Consider the following 21,172-nt stretch of genomic DNA (forward strand, 5'->3'; position numbering starts at 1 on the left):
GCCTCATGTGCGAGCTGCTCGCCATCAGTGCCTCCGCGCCCGTGGACGTCAGGCTGTCGCTCTTGAGGCTGGCGGCACACGGCGGTCCCGCAGGGCAACCGGACGGCTGGGGGATTGCGTTTGCCGACGGCAGGGATGCGCATGTCTGGCGCGATCCTCACGCCGCGGCCGGGAGCCCGTGGGTCGAGTGCCTGCAGAGAAACCCGATCCGCAGCGAGCTTGTCGTCGCCCATATCCGGCGCGCGACGCAGGGTGCGGTATCGCTTGGCAACACGCAGCCGTTCGTGCGCGAACTATGGGGTCGTACGCATACCTTTGCGCACAATGGCAATCTCGGAACCGCTCTTTCGGCCAGCAGGGTTACCGCGTTGCGTTTTTGGCCGATCGGAGAGACCGACAGCGAGGCGGCGTTCTGCGCGTTTCTCGATGACATCGCCCGGACGGATGGAAGCGCCGCCGATATTCACGCGCGGTTCGCCGACACCGTCAGGCGTCTCAGAGCGATGGGGCCGGCCAACATTCTTTATGCAGGAGGCGGGCGTCTCTGGGTCCATGCCGACCGCCGCAAGCAGCCGTCGGGCGCGATCGAGCCTCCTGGCCTGTGGCTACTCGAGCGGTCATGCGCGCCGAATGGAGCTGCGGACGAAACCGCGCCCTTTACGGTGTCGGGCGACGCGCTGAAGGTGGTTCTGGTCGCCAGCGTGCCGCTGAGCGCGGAGCCCTGGCGACCGTTGCCGCGCGGTGCGGTCCTCGAAATCGCGGGCGGAAGGATTGCCGGGGAAGAGGTGGCCTGACAGCCCCTTCGCGCGCGCCCCCGCAGTTCGGACAGACGATGATCCCGGTGTCCTGCGATTTCCATGTTCCCGCTGCCGCCCGGCCCATGCCAGGGAATTCAGCGCCCGCGGCCTGCATCGGATGGGCATTTGGCGCTCATCCGGTGATGCGGCTCCCAGCCCGCCACTCCTGCGGGCCCTGGCCCATGCCCATTCCCGGGGCGGTCGACTCGAGCGCGGCCTTGCATGCCGCCGAGACCTTGTCTTTGTTCGCCTCAAGGCATGCCCGCATTTCGCCTTGGACGTACTCCTCGCCCGTGCAGACCTTGGGCATATTGTCCTTGCAGGCCGTGGCGACGGGGCCTTGCGCTAATGCGCCTGTGGCGAACAGAAGCGATGTGAACATGCTCGCTGCAACCGTACGGCCGGTCATACAGACATGCACTCCTCCCCTCGCGTGAATTTGGGTGCGCTTCATAAGCAAGGTGGCTACCAGAATGCCGCCAGCGAACATGGCGGCGACGGCGAGGGTCGAGCCGGCCGATAACTGCGTCATGCCGGAGATGCCGTGACCCATACGCGCTCGGAACAGCATCGCGAAACCGGCCGGAAAGGCGATGGGAGCGTGTCGCGGTGCCCCTTGTCGTGGATCAAACGGAAGCGACTCGTCGCCCGAAAGGTCTCATCGAGAGCCTAGCACCCAGGGCGAGATCGATGACCACTACGATCTGCCACGGTTCTTCGCCCGTGAAGGAATTCAATCCTTTGTGGCTCGGCATCGCCCACCGCCGCGGCAGCTGTACTGTTCTGCTACTGCGTGACGGCCACTTGGGTGGAGCGGGCGGAGAACTTCGTTTCGTCGGTGTCGATCGAGGTCACCTCCAGCGCGTTGTCCTTCCCGTTCTCGTAGGTGAACCGGAAATTCGGATTGGCGGAGAGGGAAAAGCTCGTCTCGGCCTTGAATACCAGGTCGTTGCCGCGCATCACCGTGAGCTCACGGATGAAGCGGGCTGGAACGTAGGCCCGCGTTTCCGGGTCCATCTGCATTCCGTTGTTGTTCGGATGCTTGATCATGATTTGCGCCTCGCGCAACGCTGCCGTTTCGACAGCAGGATCGAAACTCTTGACCAGTGTCTTGCCAAGGTCATCGTTGGCTCTGTCCGCATCCTTCGGCGCCGGAGCGGCGCAACCGCCCGAGGCCTTCACGAAGGCTTTCGTCATGTGCAGCACGCCGTCATCCGTCTCGACCACGGCATGAACGTAGGAATAGGTGTCAATCCGCACGCGCGTCGTAAAGCGGCGCTCGCCACCGCCTTGTCCTGCCGCTGGTCCAATTGTTAGAGCTGCCGCCACGGGTGCGGGGTTCTTGTCGATGATCAACCACATCGCCTTCAGCTGCCCTTTGACGGACGGAGGAACGCGGATGGTGAGCGGAACAACAGCGGCATCCTCGGCCCGCTCCGGAGCATCAAGAGCCACGACCCCGTCGTTCTCCTGGACCGGCCGCGAACCGAACACCTCGCTCTGCAACGATGGCCAAATGTCCTCCTCGGCGCGCGCCGCGCCATTCACATGAGAAAGAAAGCCCGCTGCCATCGCAACAACGGCACCAAATCGACCGATCGACTGTCTGTGCGTTTCCATTATCTGCTCTCCGCTCTTCTTATTCCCATTCGAGCTCTGCGAACGCCGCCGTCACGTTGCGGACGTGGTATTGATCGAACAGCTTCCAGTTGCCACGCTCGGATTGCCCCGCGGTTTTCGTTGCTTCTATCAAGTCTTTGCCGTCCTTGATGAGCTTGCGCACGTCGGACGCTACGATCGACCAATACTGTTGCTCCGGCAGCATCGCGGCGGGCAGCTGCATCGCATGCGGTCCGTGTCCAGGAACAACGCGCGCCGCCGTGCGCGCCTCGAGCTGCTCGATCAGCGACAGCCAGCCGCGAAGGGAGCCGTCGAGCGTCGGGATATGTCCGGAGAACAGCAGATCGCCAAAGAACGCGGTGTCGGTTTTGCTGTCGGTGATGATGAGATCGTTGTCGGTGTGGGCCGTCTTCTGCGCCTCGCACACGAGGGATCGACCGCCCAGGTCGAGGGTGAGCGTGTCCTCCACGTTCAGTGTCGGAAGGATGATCTCCGAGCCCTCGAATGCATCCTCGCCGAGCATGTCTTTACTTGAGGCCATATAGCTCTGGGTCCGGGCTTCGAGCCCACGCCTGAGCTTATGGTGGCCGACAAATTGAGGGTTGTCGTCCTTGAAGGCCGCATTGCCGAACACATGGTCCGGATGCATGTGGGTGTTGATGACGTAGCGGATGGGCTTGTCGGTGATGGCCTTGATGGCGGCGCGCAACTCCCGGGCGACCTTGGCGCTCCCGAGCGTATCGATGACGGCGACGGCGTCACTGCCGATGACAATGCTTGCGTTGGACATGTCTCCGCGGTTTTCAGGGGACTGCAGCTCGTAGCGGCCCTGATGGACGAACACGCCGGGCGCGACCTCACTGACCGGCAGTGCGGTGCTCGCCAAGGCCGGCACGCGTCCGATCAGCGGCGCCACCGTGAATGCAAGTGCCGATTTCAGGACTGCTCTTCGGCAGGCGCGCCGACCAAGCACGCTTGCCAGCGCGTCCGTTTCATCCTGGTTTTCCCTACCGAGGGCTCGCAGTTGAGACGTGGTACACATAGCCTTTCTTTCAGTACGTAGGATTCGTCGGCAAAAAACGTGTTACCTGGCCAGCCTCTCCAAAGCCTGCCGATAGGCAGGCTTGACCACCGATGGATCTTTCAATGCCCAGGCCACAATGCTCGCCCCCTGCAGTGTGCTCAGAAGCAGCAACGCATAGGTTTTGGGTGACTGGCCACCGTCGATCTCTCCGGCCGCAATGCCATCGGCCAGAACCTTTTCAAGCCAGGTGAGATGAAGCTCGAAGAACTTCCTGACGCGCTGCTGCATGGAAACGGGAAGATAGGTCGCATCCGCAGCAAGCGCGCCGCACAGGGGCATTTGTCCATCCTGCAGGCTGGCCGCAAAGAAGTCCCCGTAGGCCAGCAGCTTGCGCCTCGCATTGATGGAGCGGGCCGCAAGCGCGTCCAGCTCGGCGACGAAGCGCTCGAGATAGGTATCGATGACGGCTGCGCCCAAAGCTTCCTTGGTCGGGAAGTGATGGTGGATGCTGGCTTTGCGGATGCCGACGCGCTCCGACAGATCCGCGTAGCTGAACCCAGCATAGCCGATCGTCCGGATCAGCGCTTCAGCTTCGGACAGCAGGGCAGACTTGGTATGGGCAGGAGCCATCCACATTAGCTACCTACTACATGGTAGGCTGTCAAGACGGTTATTGTGGATTGCACGCACGGAGGATTCGATAGGCTCCAAATTCTGTTCACGCACAGGAAAGCAACAAGCACGGTGAAAAAGCGGAGGTCATTGAGGCGGGTCACGCAGGAATTCTGTTAGCAGGCAAAGGTGCTGCCAAAAGTATACCCGGCCGCGCCGAGCCCCTCGCATTTGCCTTTCCCAAGATGACGATGGGGAACACTGCTCTCGAAGGCCGCACGCCGCTGGCATGGCCCTTTCGCGCAATGGCCATAGCCTTTGATGCGCGCGACCCCATTCCTCCACGGGATCTCATGGGCTGAGGCCGGGCCGGTGGATGCGATCAGCGCGCAGGCGAGGGTAGCAAACACAAGGTGTCTCATGGCAGGCAGTCTCCTTCTTTCTCCTTGTCGGTCGTGTGCGTTCGGGGCAGCGCTGCAACCGGCTTATGCCCACTTGCACGTGTTGGCGGTTTCCATCTCTGAAGGAATTCGATGCGCGGGCTGTTCTGCTTCAGGGCCCAAACGGCAATCGCCCATGCGGCTCCTGAGGTGAGCAGCGGCAGGACCAGCGCAGTGAAGGGGAAGGTGATGGCGGACACGGTCATGGCGCCGCTCCAGCCGGCTCAGCCTGCGGGGCGCTGCCATCGACCAGACGACCGACCTCGAGGACCGGCTCGATCCAGTAGGCCATGTGCGGCACCGGCAGCGTCTTGCGGATGGTTTCGAGCAGGAGGGACGCATGCCCTCGCAGCATCACCGCTACAAGCACGCCCCGCTCGACGCGACCGCGCACCCGCTCGCTGATGCTGGCGCGTGAGAAATCGAAGCCGTGGCCTTCCGCCTTGAAGGTGGTGAAGCCGCCGACCGCAGGCTTTGAGGACATGATCAACTCGATGAGGTCATTTGCAGTGGTTGTTGGATAGACGAGCGTGAGCTTGCAAAGGGATTGGTCCATTGGGGGCTCCGGATTTCATTGCTGTCCCTGCCCCCCCGCAGCCCGAAGCGACGGAAGAGGATGGGCAGAAGCAGCAGGGTGAGGGCGGTCGAGGTGACGAGGCCGCCGATGACGACGATCGCGAGCGGCCGCTGGATCTCCGACCCCGGCCCTGTCGCGAACAGGAGCGGAACGAGGCCGAACGCGGCGATGCTCGCCGTCATCATCACCGGACGCAGGCGCCGAACAGCGCCGTCGAACACGACTTGCCCGATGGGCATGCCGGTTGCGGCGAGCTGGTTGAAGTGGCTGACGAGGACGAGGCCGTTCAGGACCGCGATGCCGAGCAGCGCGATAAAGCCGACCGAGGCCGGGACCGACAGATATTCGCCGGAAATCCAGAGCGAGAGCACACCGCCAACCAACGCGAAGGGCACGTTGGCGAGAATGAGCAGCGATTGACGGATGGAGCTCAGCGTCGCGAACAGAACGCCGAAGATGAGGAGCAGAGCGACCGGAACGACGATCGACAGCCGGGTCGTGGCCCGGCGCTGGTTCTCGAACTGTCCGCCCCATACGAGGCGGTAGCCTGGGGGCAGCTCGACCTTCTCGACGACGACACGCTGGGCGTCCTCGACGAAGCCCACGAGGTCCCGGCCCGTCACGTACGCCTGCACGATGGCGAAACGGGAGGCATTCTCGCGCTCGATCTTGACCGGTCCACTCACGCGCGCGAGCTTTGCGATGTCGCCCGCGCGCACCACGCCGCCGTCGCCCGCTGCAATCTGGGTCGATGTGAAGGCTTGAGGATCGTCGCGAACATCCTGGGCGCCGCGAACGACGATCTCCGTGCGCCGGCCAGGCTCCGAGACGAGACCGGCAGGCGCCCCTTCGAGCATCGCCCGGAGTTCATCCTCGACGCGCGTGACAGCGAGACCCGTGCGGCCCGCGGCAAGGCGATCGAGATCGATTTGGAGGTACTCGACATTGTCGTTGGCGACGGTCGAAACCTCGGATGCGCCGGCCACGGTCTCGAGCGCGCCCTGGATCTTGCCGGCGAGGTCGGCAAGCGTCGCGAGATCCGGGCCGAAGATCTTGATGGCGAGATCGCCGCGCGCTCCCGTCAGCATCTCGGCTGTCCGCATCTCGATCGGCTGAGTGAACGCGAACTCGACGCCCGGCATGTCGGCCATGGCTTGGCGCAACTCATCGATCAGCCATTCCTTGCTTTGCACGCGCCAGCGCTCTTTGGGCTTCAAGACGAGGAAAGCGTCCGTCTCGTTGAGACCCATGGGGTCGAGGCCAAGCTCATCTGATCCGACGCGGGCGACGATGCGCTCGACCTCGGGCACCTTCTCCTTCAAGAGCCGCTGGATGCGAAGATCGCCATCGACGCTGGCCTTGAGATTGATGGAGGGAAGCTTGGTGATCTGCATGATCACCGAGCCTTCATCCATGGTGGGCATGAATGATTTGCCGACGGCGCCATAGGCGAACACGACTCCGACGATGCCGGCTGCGGCCACCAGATACACCGCCAGCGGAAAGGCAAGGCAGCCCTTGAGGAGAGCTTTGTAGCCACGCGTGAGAAGACGCATCAGCAGCGGCTCGCCGTGGCTGCCGCCCCGCAGGAGGTACGATGACAGCACGGGAATGAGCGTGAGCGAAAGAACGAGTGAAGCGCCGAGCGCGAAAATGATGGTGAGGGCAACCGGCGCGAACAACTTGCCTTCGAGGCCCTGGAGCGACAGCAGCGGCAGAAACACGAGGCAGATGATAAATATGCCCGAGGCCACCGGCATCGCCACCTCGCCCGCCGCACGATAGACCTTGTGGAGCAGGGGAATGTCGTTGTGCCCCTCGTGGTGGAGCCGCTCGACCGTGTTCTCGACGACCACGACGGCCGCATCGACGATGAGTCCGATGGCAATGGCCAGGCCCCCGAGCGACATCAGGTTCGCGGACATGCCGAACGCCTTCATCATGATGAAGGTAACGAGAGCGGCGAACGGCAGCGTCAGCGCCACGACGATGGCGGCCCGCAGGTTGCCGAGGAAGAGGAGCAGCAGTACGACGACGAGCACGGTCGCTTCGACAAGCGCCTTGCTCACTGTGCCGACGGCCTTTTCGATCAGGTCCGAGCGGTCGTAGAATGTGTTGATCTTGACGCCTTCCGGCAGACTCGGCTTGAGCTCATCGAGGCGAGCCCGCACAGCGGCCACGATTGCGCTCGCATCGGCGCCCCGTAGAGAGAGCACCAACCCCTGCACTGCCTCGCCTTGACCGTCCATGGTTACGGCGCCGTAACGGGTGAGGCTTCCGATCCGGACGCTCGCAACGTCGCCGAGGCGCAGGACATGCTCGCCTTGGGTCTTGAGAACGATCTGCTCGAGATCCTGCGGCTTCTGGATAGCGCCGGCGGCGCGCACGACGAGCGCTTTTTCGCCCTCGCTCAGCCGCCCCGCGCCATCGTTGCGGTTGGCCTCGTCGATGGCTTTCAGGATATCTTCGACGCCGAGGCGGGCGCCGGCGAGCGCCTTTGCGTCAGGGATAACCTCGAACGTGCGGACCATGCCACCGAGCGCATTCACGTCGGCGACGCCAGGAATGGTGCGCAGCGCCGGGCGGATGGTCCAGTCGAGCAGGCTGCGCCGCTCCTCCAGAGAAAGGTCGCCGCCGTCGATGGTGAACATGAAGACGTCCGATAGCGGAGTCGACACCGGCGCGAGACCGCCGGAAATGTTACCCGGCAGTTGGTCCCGCACGCCGTTGAGGCGCTCGGCGACCTGCTGGCGCGCCCAATAGATGTCGGTGCCGTCCTCGAAGTCGAGCGTGATGTCCGCGATGGCATATTTGGCGGCCGAGCGAAGGATGGTCTGGCTCGGGATACCCAGCAGCTCCATCTCGATGGGCGTGATGACGCGCGTCTCGACCTCTTCCGGCGTCATACCGGGTGCCTTCAGGATCATCTTCACCTGAACTGGCGAGATATTGGGGAAGGCGTCGATCGGAATGGTGCGAAAGGCCCATGCGCCGGCCACGGCTGCGGCGCCTGCCAGCAGCAGGGTGAAGACGCGTTGCGTCAGAGAAAAACTGATCAGGCGGTCGAGCATGGGCTATTCCGCCCCCAGCATCTGCTCGAGCTGCGGCAGCCCGCTCGCTGCGACCGCGGCGCCCTCGGGCAGGTTGCCGAGCACCGTTGCCGCCGAGGGTGAGCGCCCTGCGACCTCGACCGGCACGAGCGTGAAGCCAGTCTCGTTGCGGACGAACACGCCTTCGATCCCATTGATACGAGCCACCGCACTTGCGGGCACCGAGCGCGCGCCTGTCAGAGCTTCCTGGATGATGTTGAGCGTCACCATCTGCCCCGGCAAAAGCCCGCTCTCGGAAGGGACGCTCGCGATCAGCTTGGCGGAGCGCGTCAGCTTGTCGAGAGAGCCGCCCACGGACACGACGATGCCCTCTGGGCCGTCCATGACCTTGATGCGATCGCCCGGGGTGATGCGGCTGACAAGGTGGGCCGGCAGTTGCGCCTCGATCCAGAGCTCATCGCTCGTATCGATGGTGACCGCAGGAGCCATGGTCTCGATCTTGTCGCCGGGCATGACGCTCGCCTCGACGACGCGTCCTGCTTCGGGAGCCTTGATGGTATAGTGGCCCGCGCTCGTGCTGCTGATGCCGCCGAGAACCATTGTACGCCTGTGCTGCTCGATGACGGCCGCAATTTTGGCAACTTGTGCCTCGGCCTCTTCGGCCATCGTGGGGCTCTGGATGTTCTTCTCGGCGAGATCCCGCCGGCGGCGGGCAACGGCTTCGGCGGCCTGAAGCTCTGCTTCCGCCTGAGCGAGGCTCGAAGCTGCTTCCAGCAATTCGCGGCTCGACACCACGGCCAGATCCTGGCCTTTGCTGACGCGCTGGCCGGGGAGCACCTGGACCTGCGTGACCGTACCGCCGAAAGGAGCGGCTGCAACGATGCGGGCATTGAGCGCCGGCACGACGACTCCCGGCAGCAGAGCGACGACTTGCTCTGTTGTCGGTGTCGCGGGCTTGATGTCGATCGCCATGTGCTCGATCTGGGTCGGCGAGACGGCAAGATCGCGTGCCGGTGCGGGCGAGGCTGCGCTCACTGCAGCCCCTGCAGAAGGGAGCGAGACTGCCGCTGCCAATATCCATGCCTTGCGCATTCAGACCTCCCGGCTCCGATCTCCAATTCCTGACCGGAGATGTGCGGCGCTAAGCTGAATTCGACCTGAACCCAACCTGCCGGCTGGCTGAACAACCGGGCTTTTAAGCTTCATTTCAGGAGCGCTGTGCTATCAACCCGCAATAGAGATCGCCAAAGGAGTGCGCCATTCGCATTCTCCTCATCGAGGACGACCCGGAAATCGCCAAGCGCCTGTCCGAAGGACTGGGTGCGGCAGGATTTGCCGTCGAGCGGGCCGACAACGGCGCCGATGGATACGTCATGGGAACCGAGGATCAGTATGACGCCGTGGTGCTCGATCTTGGATTGCCGCAAATGGCCGGGCTCGACGTGCTGCGCAAATGGCGCGGGGGCGGCTTTAAGATGCCGGTCCTTGTCCTGACGGCGCGTGGCTCGTGGCCGGAAAAAGTCGATGGCCTCAATGCTGGCGCCGACGACTACATCACCAAGCCGTTTCACATTCCCGAGGTGGTCGCGCGGCTCAACGCGCTCATACGGCGCTCCGCAGGTCTCGCAAGCTCGACGCTCACCCACAAAGGGATCACGCTCGACGCGGGTGCCGGCAAAGCCTTGCTTGACGGCCAGCCGATCGAGCTGACAGCCAAGGAGCTGCGTATGCTCAACTACTTCATGCATCGCATCGGCCGGGTCGTCTCCCAGGCTGAGCTCACCGAGCACCTCTACAGCCTGGACGAGAGCCGCGAGTCGAACACCATCGAAGTCTACGTCAGCCGTCTCCGCCGAAAATTCGGCGCCGACGTGATCAAGACGATCCGCGGCCTCGGTTACCGGATGGACTAGGCAATGAAGGAACCCGCCAGCCTCAGAAACCGGCTCATCGTTGCCGCCACCGCGTGGATCGCGTTCGGCATGGTGCTCGCGTGGCTGATCCTCTCCAATGTCTTCCGGGCCCATGTGACGCAGCAGTTCCACGACGAGCTGTTCGTGCACCTCTCGGAGCTCAAGCGTCTCGCACATGTCGAGAACGGCCGGGCGGTGCTACGTGCTGCGCTGAGCGACCCGCGCTACGATGTCGAGAACTCGGGGTACTATTGGGAGATTCAGCAGCAAGGCGATGTGCTGGCGCGCTCTCCATCCATGAAGGCGGCCCCGCTCACCACTCCACCCGACGGGCGTTCGGACGTCGGTGTCCATACGCATCGCATCCAAGGCCCGACGGGCGAGCTGCTTGTTGCAGAGAGCCTCGAGTGGAAGAACCCCGGCAATCCGCCCATCCAGTTCATCATCGGGACCGACAAGCGCCACCTCGAAAGCGTTGTGAACAGTTTCAACAACACGCTGTCGTGGTCGTTGACGGCGTTGGGGCTGTCGATGGTTGGGGCTGCAGCACTCCTTATTCTCTATGCAATGCGCCCGCTGGGGCGGCTCAGCATGGCCCTGCACGAGGTCCGCTCGGGCCGGTTGAAGAGCTTGCCGGGTAGCTATCCCGCCGAGGTGCAACCGCTTGTCGATAATCTCAATTCCATGTTCGCATCGACGACCGATCTGGTGCAGAGGGCGAGGACGCAGGCCGGAAACATCGCGCACGGGCTCAAGACACCGCTCGCGATCCTTACCGATGAAGCCTATCGGCTCAGAGAAGGCGGCTGCGGCACGAGCGCAGAGACGATCCTCGATCAATGCCGCAAGATGGAGACGCAGATCGATTACCAGACGACGCGCGCGCGTGTCGTCGCCAGCAGACTGTCCCCGGGAGCATCCGCAGGCGCTGGAGATGTCGTGGCGGAGGTCGTCTCGGCTATCTCACGCATCTACATGCACAAGAACCTTCACTTCGACGTGGACATACCGGCTTCCCTTCGCGTTGCCTGTGAGGCGCAGGATCTCCAGGAAATTCTCGGCAACCTGATCGACAATGCCGGCAAGCACGCCAACGCGCGTGTGCGCGTTGCGGCAACCGCGCTGGAGGATGGATTGATCGATATCACAGTCTCGGACGACGGTCCTGGCCTCCCCGTAGAAGCACACGAAGTCGTGTTCAACGTCGGGGAACGCTGGGACACGCAGAGCGCGGGATCAGGCTTGGGACTCGCCATCGCACGCGATCTCGTCACACTCTACGGCGGCACGATCCATCTCGGCACCTCCGTGCTTGGTGGCCTTGAGGCGTCCATCCGCTTACCAGCGGCTCAGTAGTGACCGAAGGGGTTGGGGATCAAGCGTTCATACCAACTGCTCGGCGTGCAACTGCTGGATTCTATCGGCGTGTAGACTGGGATTGGAACCTTCGGAGCAAGAGGGCTCGTTTCTAAGTTCGGCAGCTCAGCGCGGAAGTGGACATCTTCAAGCCCCCTGGCGCCGCTTGATCCAAATCTCGATCGACCCGAAGCGGCGGAGAAGCCGCACCCGTTCATGGGTATGGCATCGCTCGAGCCGACACGTTCTCCTCGCGAGCTTGGTTTCTGAGGGACGCCGTGTTGCGGTCAGAGGCTCCCGGTCTCCGCGCCGGTGGGCCTCGTCATCTCGAGTTGATGTTTGCCTATTCACCTTCCATTATGCCGTCATGGTCTGCCCCGACCTCCGCGCGCCAAGACTGCCGGCTTTCGATGAGCCAGAGACCGACCGAGAGTAGCGCCGCAAAACCGATCGCCGTCACCCAGAACGGCAGACCGAGGAGAGTGTCGAACCCGATCTTGTCGCCTGTCTCCGCCAACATCGCAGTTATGGGCGCATCGAAGTAGCCGTAGGTCATTGCACCGGCCAGTCCACCCAGCAGGACGAAGAGCGCGTCGCGGTAGCCCGCACCGATCTGCGCCAGAGTTGTGCCGGGACAAGCGCCTGCAAGGGCAATGCCAGCGCCAAGAATGAGGCCGCCGATGATATCCGCCCTGAACAGCAGTGGCTTGAGGCTGAGCTTGACGCCGAACATACCGTTGATCACCGCAAGAACGATGAGGCCGGCAATCACCGCAGCGAGGAAAATCTTGAGCATCAGGAAGTTCCTGAGCTGCATCTGGCCAATGATGACGCCGGGCTCGAAGACGCGACTCTTTTCGAGGGCGAAGCCAAACACGATGCCGGTGGCAAGACCGACGAGGACGGCGTTAAGGACGGTCATTGGTGTTCTCCATTGCGTTTGACTGCTCAAACTCGCTTCAGCAGCAGCATGGCGGTCAGAATGCCGCCGACGAACATAGCGGCCACGGCCAGGGTCGAACCCGCCGAGAGCTGAGCCATGCCGGAAATGCCGTGTCCCGACGTGCAGCCCCCGGCGATGCGAGCACCAAACAGCATGATGAAGCCGGCAAGGAAAGCGATGGGGGCTCGAGCTTGAAGCGTCGTAGTGCCCATGGCACGGACCCACACCGGAGCGATTGTCCGCCGCCTCGTGCCTGAGAGGCGCATCGATAGAAATGCACCGATGGCGATGCCGCCGACGACGGCAACCTGCCACCAGTTCTTGGCGCCCCACATGTGTGAAGCAAGATATTTGATCTCGCTGACCCGACTGTCGAACAGCGCGGCGATGTGCGCGGCGACCGTGACGAAGGACGAGGACGCGCCAAGCGCCGTGTCCAGGAGTAGGAAGGTCGGGATCTGCAGGAGGCCGATGATCGCCCCTGCCAAATAGGGTGACCAAGCCTTGTCCGTGATGTTGGGCATGGATTTCTCTCCCTCGCTTGTTTGCAGGCCGTGGTCGGGTGCGACCCGCGCCTCTGTTTTGATGCCTCTGTTCTGATCATGTCCTGGCGAACGCGCAGCCTTCCTGAATTCAGAGTTTGCGGAAGACGATCGCGGCCGGACAGAAACCGGTGAAAGCCGCCTGCAGCAGATTGAGGCCGATGAATGGTGTCTGAACGAGCCAGGATGGGCGGAAGAGCGATGCTAGCCAATGGCTCAAGGGGATCGCCGTTCCTGCTACGACAAGATCGCTGCAGTCGATAGTCATCTTACGTCTCCGCTGGATGGAATGTTCATTGATTGGCCGATTCCCGCGCAAGGCTCGATCTGGCCCATGCTGCAATCTGGTCGGCGCGCATGACACCGGAGGCCCGCGCTAAGACCTTTCCCTTGTGGATGAGCAGCAGGGTTGGGATGCTGCGGATACCGAGACGCGCCGACAGCTCTGGCGCCTCGTCGGAGTTGAGCTTGATGAGGCGGATGTCGGGTTCGAGCACGGCCGCCGCCTGCTCGAACATCGGGGCCATGGCTCGGCACGGTCCGCACCAGGGCGCCCAGACATCGACCAGGACCGGTAACGAGCCCTGGGACAGGAAGCGGTCAAATTCGCGCGCGGACGCGACTGCGGTCGGCTCGCCGGTGAAAAGGCGTCCATGGCACTTGCCGCAGTTCGGGCTGGGGCCGGAGACCAACTTGGAATGCGGCGCCTTGTTGAGTGCGCCGCAGTTCGGACAGACGATGATCGCGACGTTCTGCGATTCCATTTTCCATCTTTCCGCTGCTGGCCGGCGCACTGCCGGGGAATTCAGCGCCTGCCGCGTGACATCGGATGAGCACGGCATTGGCGCTCACCCGATGATGCGGCTCCTAGCCTGCTACTTCTGTTGGCCCTGGCCCATGCCCTTGCCCGGGCCGGTCGAATCGAGCGCGGCCTTGCACGCTGCCGAGACCTTGTCCTTGTTCGCTTCAAGGCATGCCCTCATTTCGCCTTGGACGTGCTCCTTACCGGCGCAAAACTTGGGCATATCGTCGTTGCAGGCGGCGGCGACCGGGCCCTGCTGAGCCAATGCATTGGTCGCAAGTGCGGCGCCTGAAATCGTCGCCCCGGCGATCATCTTGATGATTTTGCGATTCATGTTCATGATGTCTACTCTACTGTTGTTGGGCGAATTTCCACGTCACGAGAAGCGCGGCGCGCCTATGGGAACGCTTCGAAATGAACATTGGTACGACGATATGAGCCTTGACCTCCATCAACCTGAGGCGAGTAATCGACGTTGGCGGTCTCGCCGCCGGCCGGAGGACATCCGGCGCCAGACATCGCGATAGGTGAATGGGCTCTGGGCGATGAGCTCCTCCTCGACCGCCCAACGATGCAGGCCGCTCTCGATCAGCTTGAAGGGGAAGGTTATCAAATCTTGCCGGAAGACATTACGGCTCTCACCCCTGGGTCATGAGCATTGTAATTTTCTGGGGCGTCATTGTTTCCGTCCCGAAGGCCTGCCCCCAAGACGGACTCTCAGACCTTTACGGAAACCGCAAGAACTGGAATTTTTGCAGTATAAAATGCTTAACCCGAGTTTCTGTTCCGTTGCGCGTCAGCCCCCCTTCCTGGAAGCGCTCTGATTATGCCGATATGCCGCGCTGGCGTTGTACCTGTCCGCAGGTTCGACGATCGGCGCTGCATAATTCAGCACTCGGCATAATTGCAATTATGCCGATGTCGGCAAAACTGTCGCATCACCCGCGATCATCAAGGGTACATCTTCTACAATACCCACCTCATCGAGCATTTCGACACTGACTACACCATGAGCGATCGCGCCAAGGCCTATACCCCAACAGCTTGCAAGCGCGTGCCAGACCCTCGAATCAAAAGGTATCACCCCGTCCTTCAAAGCCATCAATACTCACGCCCCCATCCCCTAACTCAGGAGATGCGCTTGCTTGCCTGCGAAAGCCCGAATGCGGGCCGCCCAAGGGCGAAGCCCGGGAGGGCTCAGAGCAGAGAACCCCCTGCCGATTTCCTCTTTCACTTTTTCCCGGCTTTCTTGATTTTATTGCAATAATTTTCTCTATTCCCTATTATGTCATAAAAACAAAAACAATAGAGGTGTGCATGACAACAGAGTTCGAAACTCTCTTGAGTCGTGCAATTGTCGGAGATACCAAAGAACGCAAGGACTTTGCCGATTATTGCCGCTCGAATGAAAGATATATACTGGCCCTTGAATGGTATCGCCGCCTGGCCGATGCTGGAGATGCCGAAGCCCAATACCACGCGGCCCTGCTCTATCACGACGGCAAAGGCTGCCCCCTTGCCAATACCGGCAAAGCCATCGAGCTTCTGACCCGTTCGGCGCAATCGGGATATCAGCCCGCCGCCCGCAAGCTCGCAGAGATCACAGGCGTTGCTCACGACGAACCAAGCAACGATGACACTCCCCCCGATCCCGATCAGAAGAAACCCCTCACCTTCCGCGATGTCGCCTTCAAACCGACCGATGACGGCTCGTTCTGTGCCGAGATCGTTTCAAACGAAGATTTCACCAACTACAATGCAGCCTATGACACAGGCTATCCCGCGGCCCCCGATCAAGAAGCCCAGGATCCCAGCTACGACTACGACCGCGGCCATTACGCCAACATCGCCCTCACCATCCACGAGCCCGACGCCGAGGACGATCCCTATGCACGGCTCAATGGTCTGATCGGTCTCTCAGACCTCAAGACCCAACTGGAAACCATCAAAGCGGGTATTCAATTCCAGGCCCGCCGCGCCGATGCAGGCCTCGCAACAACAACCAGCAGCAACCATTTCGTGTTCGTGGGAAACCCCGGCACCGGAAAAACCGAAGTTGCCCGCGTACTCGGCCGCATCCTCAAGGAATCCAAGCTCCTCTCCCGCGGCCACGTTGTCGAAGTGGACCGCTCCGATCTCATCGCCGGCTGGATCGGCCACACAGCCCTCAAGACCGAAGCCGTGCTGGAACGCGCCATCGGCGGCGTGCTGTTCATTGACGAAGCCTACAGCCTTGCCCAAGGCAGCGGCTACGATTTCGGCGACGAAGCCCTGACCACCATCCTTAAATTCATCGAAGATCGCAGAACCGACCTGATCGTCATCATGGCAGGCATCCCTGCGGAAATGGACGCCCTCCTCGCCTCCAACCCCGGATTATCTTCCCGCTTTCGCCACAAGATCACCTTCCCGGATTTCTCAGCCGACGAGCTGTGCCAGATCTTCGACAAATTCTGCCGCGACAGCGATTACATCCTGCACGGCGATACCTGGCCCGCACTCCGCACACTGTTCCGCGAGGCCCACAAACACATCACGCCTGAACTTGGAAACGCCCGCTTCGCGCGCAACGCCTTCGAGGCCGCCATCGAGAACATGGCCCGCCGGGTCATCCGAAATGACGACCCCGATCTGAAAACGCTCTATTTCAGCGATATCCCGGTCTTCGCCGATCTTAAGACCGGCAAGGCCCGCTCATCAGCCAGACTTCTGGTCTGATGCACCCGCCAAGCTGCATCATGGCGTCGGACCCTCCTCAGATCCGCTGCCGCGCTTTCCGCCCTTACGTCCCGATGGAACCGCACCCGCTTCCCGGTTGAATTCCTTTTTGATCTCACTTTTTGGCCGCACCGCCTTGTCCACCGCCTTCTCGACAGGCGGCGCAGCCAGCTTCTGCTCCTGCGGCGCCGCCGCTATCGGTGTCCTTTCCTTGAACTGCTGCCGCTCCAGCAATCTTTTCTCCTCCGCCGCCTTGTTCCGCGCCCGCACCTCATCCAGGGATTTGTTGCTCGCGCCCTGCCGCCGAATGCTCTCCTTCGACTGAAGCAGCTTGTCGCGCGCCTGCGGCGACACATCGGCCGGAATATCAACCTTCGGCACGACCGTCTTCCCGCGCGATGCGGCACCTGCCGCATCGTCGATCGCTTTCTTCGCCTTCTGCTCGGCCGCATTGTCGATCGCTTTTTGCGGCGGAGGTGCCGGGGCCGGCAGCGGCTTTGGCGGTTCAGGCGTCGCCGCCTTGCGAAACGTATCCTTGTATCGACTGGCCGAAACCGTATCGACCGGACAACCAATCAAGCCTGCCGCAAGAAGCGGCAAAAGCCCCACGATGCGCATGTTCGCTCCGCTTCTATTGAGGGCGCATGTACTTCGCCTTGCTCGCCTGCGCCGACATCAAAGTGCCCCCAGCGACCCCGAACCCCACGGCATAGGGCAAATCGCTGCGAACCGATTTCATCCGATCTTGCAAGCTCAGCCCCGGCGGACCTGCGCTGAAGCTCCAAAGGCTCGTTTCCACCACCTCCGCCATCACCGCCGATGCGAGAGCCCGGCCCGTTCCGCGTTTGATGACACCCTTACCCATGCTTCTCAGCAGCGGTTTGGTCAGATACGAACCGACCCCGGTCGGCAAAATGATCCCAAGCATCTCGGCCTGCGCGTAATATTGCTTTTGCGTCTGCCGCGATAACGCCGCCCGCTGCTCGTTCTCCCAAATGCACAGTTCGATTTCCTCGGCGGTGCGCGGCTTCATCAGCTGCGCCTTGCCCTTATCGAATTGCCGCTCCTCTCGCACCGCGTTGAACCCTTCATAAAAGGCGCCAAAAATATTGGCCCCGAGCTTGCCAATCTCACTCCCAATGCAGCTGATCCAGGTCGCCTGACCGTAAAGAAAGGCATTGCTCACCCCCCACGCCATCGCCTCTCCTTCACCGGCCTGACCGGAATAGGCTTCGTTGAAGAAATAATAGACCGGCACCGTGCATGTCTCCGGACACGTCTCGCCCACGGTCTTGAGCGAGATCGCCTTGTTGACCCCGCGCTTGATATCCATGGCATGGCGCTGGATCTCGGCCTCGAGGTCGATGATTGCAAACACCGGCTTGCCGTTGATCGCCAGGATGGTGTCGCCGGCGCTGATCTTCTGCGCGCTGCCGAAAATATCCTGAGCCATCGCCGTCTCGATCTCGACCCCGGGGCTCAAGGGAGAATTGCTGTCAACAATCTTCGCGCCGAGATAGCCGACAATCGTCCGCCCGCCCAACTCCCGCGCCTCCTGCATCTGACGCTGCATCGCATCCCGCAGCGCTTTGAGCTGCAGTTGCGCGAGATTTACATCCTGCAGCGGGTTTCTGGCGCTCCCCCGCAGCAACGGCCAGTTCGGAATATCGAACCCATAAGCCCACACCCGCGATTGACCATCTGGCCGCGCCGCAAGCCCATACCCACGCAGCACCCCGTGCTCGCACGTTTCATCGCTCGCAAAAGGACGGCCCTTTGGTCCTTCCTCTACAGCGCTGCAATAGATCACATCGGCCGTGCCGTGGAAGTAAACCGTATCGTACGATTCCTCGAAAACCACCCGGTCTTCCTCAGCCAGCGCGCTGCCGAAAAACGCATTGACCTTCTTGTTCGCCTCGATCGCCACCTGATCATGGCTGGCCGAATAACCATACACATAGATCTCGCCGAAACCCGGCCGGTGATAGACGGTACGCTGCTCACATTCGCCGCTTTCAAGATCCCCGCTGCGAAGCCGCGTCCGATCCTCGCTAACCCGAACAGCGGCGCTCCACCCCACCGAAAACAGCGACAGGTTGCACACCGTCAGATGTGCCTCCTCGATCTTCGATCCTAACGCGTCAAGCTTGCGCTGCAGCTCCTGCAATACCGAGTCCTGAGCCGTGATGCGCTCATAGACGAAATACCCGCCCGCCATAAGAAGACCGAGCAGCACGACTTGAGACCCAACAAGCCATTTAACACTGCGATCCATGCCAACCCCCGACCAGAAACCAAGGCCTTCCGCCCTAGACAATGAGAAGTGTTGGAAGAAATCAAGCGCAGCTCAAGGGCAGGGCACGCACAAACTTTCAGCACACAGCTTTGCAACGCGTCGATGACACCAGCATCACGCCGCCATAGCCCGCCAGCAGCCAAATACTTCAGTAAAGAGCCCGAGAAGGGCCGCCCCGAGGGCAAGCCCGGGGCAGGTCAGAGAAGAGCCCCGGCAGAAAAGGAGCCCTATGACCCATCCCCACTACCACGCCGTATCATCCGCCAATTTGTTCGGAGGCACGGCTGAGGACTATCTTCCTATTCACAATTGGTTTGATGCCACCAAGGAGAGCTTCGCGGATTTCCGCCACCGGGCGCTGCGCCATCACGCCGAAGGAATCTTCGAGGCCGAGCGCGTGTTCGGCATCACCATCACCAACTCCGCAGGCAAACAGGTGCCCGTCCGCTATGTCGCCGAGCAACACGTCATGGAAGATTGCGGCCGCATCCCCTCGGTCGCCGATTGGCTATCCAGAATCCAACCCGAAACCTGGATGTCCCGCGCCACCAAAGTCGGCGTTCACTCACGGAGGGCCGCATGATGGATAAATCTCACGGCACCCCCCTCACGGCCGAACAGCGCCTCTTCGCCCTGCCCCCCAAAGCCGCGCAGCCGTTCCGCCAACTGCTCACCACCGGCCAGATCACCGATGAGACCGTCAATCTCGTTCTCGATGCCGGCGAGCTTGCGCAGGACACCAACAAGCTGATTGGATTTGCCGCCGGTTATCTCTCCATGCGCGCCCAGAACGTTCCGGTACACGACGTCATCGCCATGGCCAAGAGCCAAAACCGCCGCCTCAACCTGGCCTGGAGCCCGCAGCGTTGGAAAGTCGAACATGAACGGCTCTCCCGCGCCGAAGCCCTCCGCCGCATGGCGGCTGAGAATGTCCGCTACGACGTTTCAGCTTACCAGCAGCACCTTCCCCCGAAATTTCCCGGCTACCTTATCGAGAGCAGCCGCCGCCTTGGTATGGAAGGCCTGCGCCAGCGCCACTGCGTTGCCAATTATCACGCCCGCCTCATGGCAGGGACCTGCGCCATAGCTGCCGTCTTCGTCGACAAGCAGCGCTGGACCGTAGAACTGTCCCACAGCAATGATCCGTTAGCTCCGCTGCGCATCACTCAGATCAAGACCCGATACAACGGCCTACCCTCGCCCGATATCCGCCAGCGCATTCACAAGCTGCTCGGAATCGAGATCCCGCAGGCTCCGGCCCAGCCTCCTCAGGCAACCGAAAGGCCCTCTCTTTATCTGGAAAATCTGCGCCGCGTGCTCCCCGTCCTGCGCGATCAAGCCATCGAAACCGTTATCGTCAATTTCGACGGCTCCGGAGACAGCGGCCAGATCGGCGACATCGACTACTATCCCGCCGACCGCAATGCTGCCGTTCGCAATCTCCCCGTCGAGCACTTGCAGAATGAGCGCTTCTTCGATGACGGACAATGGACCAGCCGCGTGATACCGCAGCAGGCCCGCCTTGATGACGCCATTACCGCCCTCACCGACGATTATCAGGAGCTAAGCGGCTGCAACTGGTGGGACAACGACGGTGGATACGGAACCCTCGAAATCGACGTCCAGGCCGGAACCGTAGAGCTCAACATCTATATCCGCAACGTCGACAGCTTCTGCGATCATTCCTCCTGCCGCAACATAGAAACAGGCGAAGAGATTTAATCAGACCACTCGTGAAGATGCCATGTGCCAACCACACATTTAGGCAACACCAACCGCACTCTTTCCCTGCCCCACCACCTCCTTAAAAAAAGACCCCGGATTGCTCCGGGGCCAGTTCAACAACAGGGAAAGGTAAGAGGTGTGTAACGGAAAGCCGCCCCCGGGCATTCCCAGAGGCGGCTTTCTGCGTGCGCGGCTGTGCAGCCCGCTGACCTGCCATCTAGGCGGCCATTTCCAAACCAAAGTGCGGGATCTGGTGCATCCCCACCGGCACCTTCATTTTCGGCATCCGCACCCGGTTCAAAAGCTTTTTCTTCACCCGCTCCGCCATCACAGCCTGGTCGTCCAGGCGATCCTGCTTGCGCTGCGCGTCAGCCAACCGCCCCTCCAGCTCATGCAAGGCAACCATCGAGCTCAGAACACCGCTGCACCCCTTCAGCCAGACCACCCGATAGCGTTTGCCTTCGAACTCCTCCGGACTGATGTTCAGCTCCTCGATATTCTCTACCGGCACGAAGCGGTTGGCTCCGATATCGACAAACCCCAGACGCTCCATCACCGTTTCAAACGACACCGGCGTCACGATCCGCCCTTTGCTCTTGTCCCGCAGCGCGATCACGGCTGCGTTGCGCGGCGCGTCGATCGGACCATCCCGATCTTGCCCCAAAGCTTCGTTTTCCCGCACCTTGCGCACATACAGAATGTCACTAGTGCGAACCTTCATCGATTTGTTCAGACGTAAGTATTCCATTTTTTTATC

General features: G+C 61.7%; 22 protein-coding genes. 6 read left to right on the plus strand and 16 right to left on the minus strand.

Annotated features, from left to right (window positions below):
• The first annotated feature begins 5 nt into the window (after window positions 1-5).
• Window positions 6-794: a class II glutamine amidotransferase gene (locus PE058_RS20645; RefSeq protein WP_271029385.1), complete on the plus strand. Its 789-nt coding sequence runs from the start codon at window positions 6-8 to the stop codon at window positions 792-794.
• A 136-nt stretch (window positions 795-930) separates the two neighbouring features.
• On the opposite strand, the gene PE058_RS20650 is transcribed toward PE058_RS20645, so the two are convergent.
• From PE058_RS20650 to PE058_RS20685, 8 genes are all read right to left on the minus strand, one after another.
• A complete protein-coding gene (locus PE058_RS20650; protein WP_271029386.1) occupies window positions 931-1,350 on the minus strand; it encodes a hypothetical protein in 420 nt (139 codons plus the stop codon).
• A 233-nt stretch (window positions 1,351-1,583) separates the two neighbouring features.
• On the minus strand, window positions 1,584-2,417 hold the full coding sequence (locus PE058_RS20655; RefSeq protein WP_271029387.1) for a quinoprotein dehydrogenase-associated SoxYZ-like carrier: 834 nt from the start codon (window positions 2,415-2,417) through the stop codon (window positions 1,584-1,586).
• Window positions 2,418-2,436: 19 nt separating this feature from the next.
• Complete coding sequence (locus PE058_RS20660; protein WP_271030635.1) at window positions 2,437-3,312, minus strand: quinoprotein relay system zinc metallohydrolase 2; 876 nt, start codon at window positions 3,310-3,312, stop codon at window positions 2,437-2,439.
• A 189-nt stretch (window positions 3,313-3,501) separates the two neighbouring features.
• Window positions 3,502-4,071 carry a TetR/AcrR family transcriptional regulator gene (locus PE058_RS20665; protein WP_271029388.1) on the minus strand — a complete coding sequence of 190 codons (570 nt, stop codon included), beginning with the start codon at window positions 4,069-4,071 and terminating at the stop codon, window positions 3,502-3,504.
• Window positions 4,072-4,471: 400 nt separating this feature from the next.
• On the minus strand, window positions 4,472-4,699 hold the full coding sequence (locus PE058_RS20670) for a hypothetical protein (protein ID WP_271029389.1): 228 nt from the start codon (window positions 4,697-4,699) through the stop codon (window positions 4,472-4,474).
• On the minus strand, window positions 4,696-4,977 hold the full coding sequence (locus tag PE058_RS20675) for a DUF3240 family protein (protein WP_271029390.1): 282 nt from the start codon (window positions 4,975-4,977) through the stop codon (window positions 4,696-4,698). Before PE058_RS20675 ends, PE058_RS20670 begins: the two co-directional genes overlap by 4 nt.
• Window positions 4,978-4,979: 2 nt before the next feature.
• Window positions 4,980-8,141 carry an efflux RND transporter permease subunit gene (locus PE058_RS20680; RefSeq protein WP_271029391.1) on the minus strand — a complete coding sequence of 1,054 codons (3,162 nt, stop codon included), beginning with the start codon at window positions 8,139-8,141 and terminating at the stop codon, window positions 4,980-4,982.
• Between the two features lie 3 nt (window positions 8,142-8,144).
• Window positions 8,145-9,212, minus strand: coding sequence for an efflux RND transporter periplasmic adaptor subunit (locus PE058_RS20685; RefSeq protein WP_271029392.1), 1,068 nt, complete (start codon window positions 9,210-9,212; stop codon window positions 8,145-8,147).
• 167 nt (window positions 9,213-9,379) lie between these two features.
• Between PE058_RS20685 and PE058_RS20690 the strand changes: the two genes are divergently transcribed.
• Both PE058_RS20690 and PE058_RS20695 read left to right on the plus strand, forming a co-directional pair.
• A complete protein-coding gene (locus tag PE058_RS20690) occupies window positions 9,380-10,033 on the plus strand; it encodes a response regulator transcription factor (RefSeq protein ID WP_271030636.1) in 654 nt (217 codons plus the stop codon).
• Window positions 10,034-10,036: 3 nt separating this feature from the next.
• Entirely contained in the window at window positions 10,037-11,389 is a 1,353-nt protein-coding gene (locus PE058_RS20695; protein ID WP_271029393.1) for a sensor histidine kinase, read from the plus strand.
• 343 nt (window positions 11,390-11,732) lie between these two features.
• Here the strand turns inward: PE058_RS20695 and PE058_RS20700 are convergent, their stop codons facing one another.
• From PE058_RS20700 to PE058_RS20720, 5 genes are all read right to left on the minus strand, one after another.
• Window positions 11,733-12,311, minus strand: coding sequence for a YeeE/YedE thiosulfate transporter family protein (locus PE058_RS20700; protein WP_271029394.1), 579 nt, complete (start codon window positions 12,309-12,311; stop codon window positions 11,733-11,735).
• Window positions 12,312-12,337: 26 nt separating this feature from the next.
• Window positions 12,338-12,856, minus strand: a complete 519-nt coding sequence (locus tag PE058_RS20705) for a YeeE/YedE thiosulfate transporter family protein (protein ID WP_271029395.1) — start codon at window positions 12,854-12,856, stop codon at window positions 12,338-12,340.
• Between the two features lie 109 nt (window positions 12,857-12,965).
• Complete coding sequence (locus PE058_RS20710) at window positions 12,966-13,142, minus strand: YgaP family membrane protein (RefSeq protein ID WP_271029396.1); 177 nt, start codon at window positions 13,140-13,142, stop codon at window positions 12,966-12,968.
• Window positions 13,143-13,167: 25 nt separating this feature from the next.
• On the minus strand, window positions 13,168-13,638 hold the full coding sequence (trxC, locus tag PE058_RS20715) for a thioredoxin TrxC (RefSeq protein ID WP_271029397.1): 471 nt from the start codon (window positions 13,636-13,638) through the stop codon (window positions 13,168-13,170).
• Between the two features lie 111 nt (window positions 13,639-13,749).
• Complete coding sequence (locus PE058_RS20720; protein WP_271029398.1) at window positions 13,750-14,016, minus strand: cysteine rich repeat-containing protein; 267 nt, start codon at window positions 14,014-14,016, stop codon at window positions 13,750-13,752.
• A 977-nt stretch (window positions 14,017-14,993) separates the two neighbouring features.
• Here PE058_RS20720 and PE058_RS20730 point away from each other — a divergent pair.
• Window positions 14,994-16,394, plus strand: a complete 1,401-nt coding sequence (locus PE058_RS20730) for an AAA family ATPase (protein WP_271029399.1) — start codon at window positions 14,994-14,996, stop codon at window positions 16,392-16,394.
• Between the two features lie 18 nt (window positions 16,395-16,412).
• On the opposite strand, the gene PE058_RS20735 is transcribed toward PE058_RS20730, so the two are convergent.
• Together PE058_RS20735 and PE058_RS20740 are read right to left on the minus strand one after the other, a co-directional pair.
• Entirely contained in the window at window positions 16,413-17,012 is a 600-nt protein-coding gene (locus tag PE058_RS20735; RefSeq protein WP_271029400.1) for a hypothetical protein, read from the minus strand.
• A 13-nt stretch (window positions 17,013-17,025) separates the two neighbouring features.
• The gene (locus PE058_RS20740; RefSeq protein ID WP_271029401.1) at window positions 17,026-18,669 is read right to left on the minus strand and encodes a PDZ domain-containing protein; all 1,644 of its coding nucleotides are present in this window, start codon (window positions 18,667-18,669) and stop codon (window positions 17,026-17,028) included.
• Between the two features lie 250 nt (window positions 18,670-18,919).
• On the opposite strand from PE058_RS20740, the gene PE058_RS20745 reads away from it, so the two are divergent.
• Both PE058_RS20745 and PE058_RS20750 read left to right on the plus strand, forming a co-directional pair.
• On the plus strand, window positions 18,920-19,273 hold the full coding sequence (locus tag PE058_RS20745; RefSeq protein WP_271029402.1) for a DUF6915 family protein: 354 nt from the start codon (window positions 18,920-18,922) through the stop codon (window positions 19,271-19,273).
• Window positions 19,195-20,412 carry a DUF6878 family protein gene (locus PE058_RS20750; RefSeq protein ID WP_271029403.1) on the plus strand — a complete coding sequence of 406 codons (1,218 nt, stop codon included), beginning with the start codon at window positions 19,195-19,197 and terminating at the stop codon, window positions 20,410-20,412. Before PE058_RS20745 ends, PE058_RS20750 begins: the two co-directional genes overlap by 79 nt.
• 220 nt (window positions 20,413-20,632) lie before the next feature.
• Here PE058_RS20750 and PE058_RS20755 read toward each other — a convergent pair whose 3' ends face one another.
• Window positions 20,633-21,163, minus strand: a complete 531-nt coding sequence (locus PE058_RS20755) for a hypothetical protein (protein WP_271029404.1) — start codon at window positions 21,161-21,163, stop codon at window positions 20,633-20,635.
• Window positions 21,164-21,172: the final 9 nt, after the last annotated feature.

This window comes from Hyphomicrobium sp. DMF-1, assembly GCF_027886585.1.
GTDB lineage: Bacteria > Pseudomonadota > Alphaproteobacteria > Rhizobiales > Hyphomicrobiaceae > Hyphomicrobium_C > Hyphomicrobium_C zavarzinii.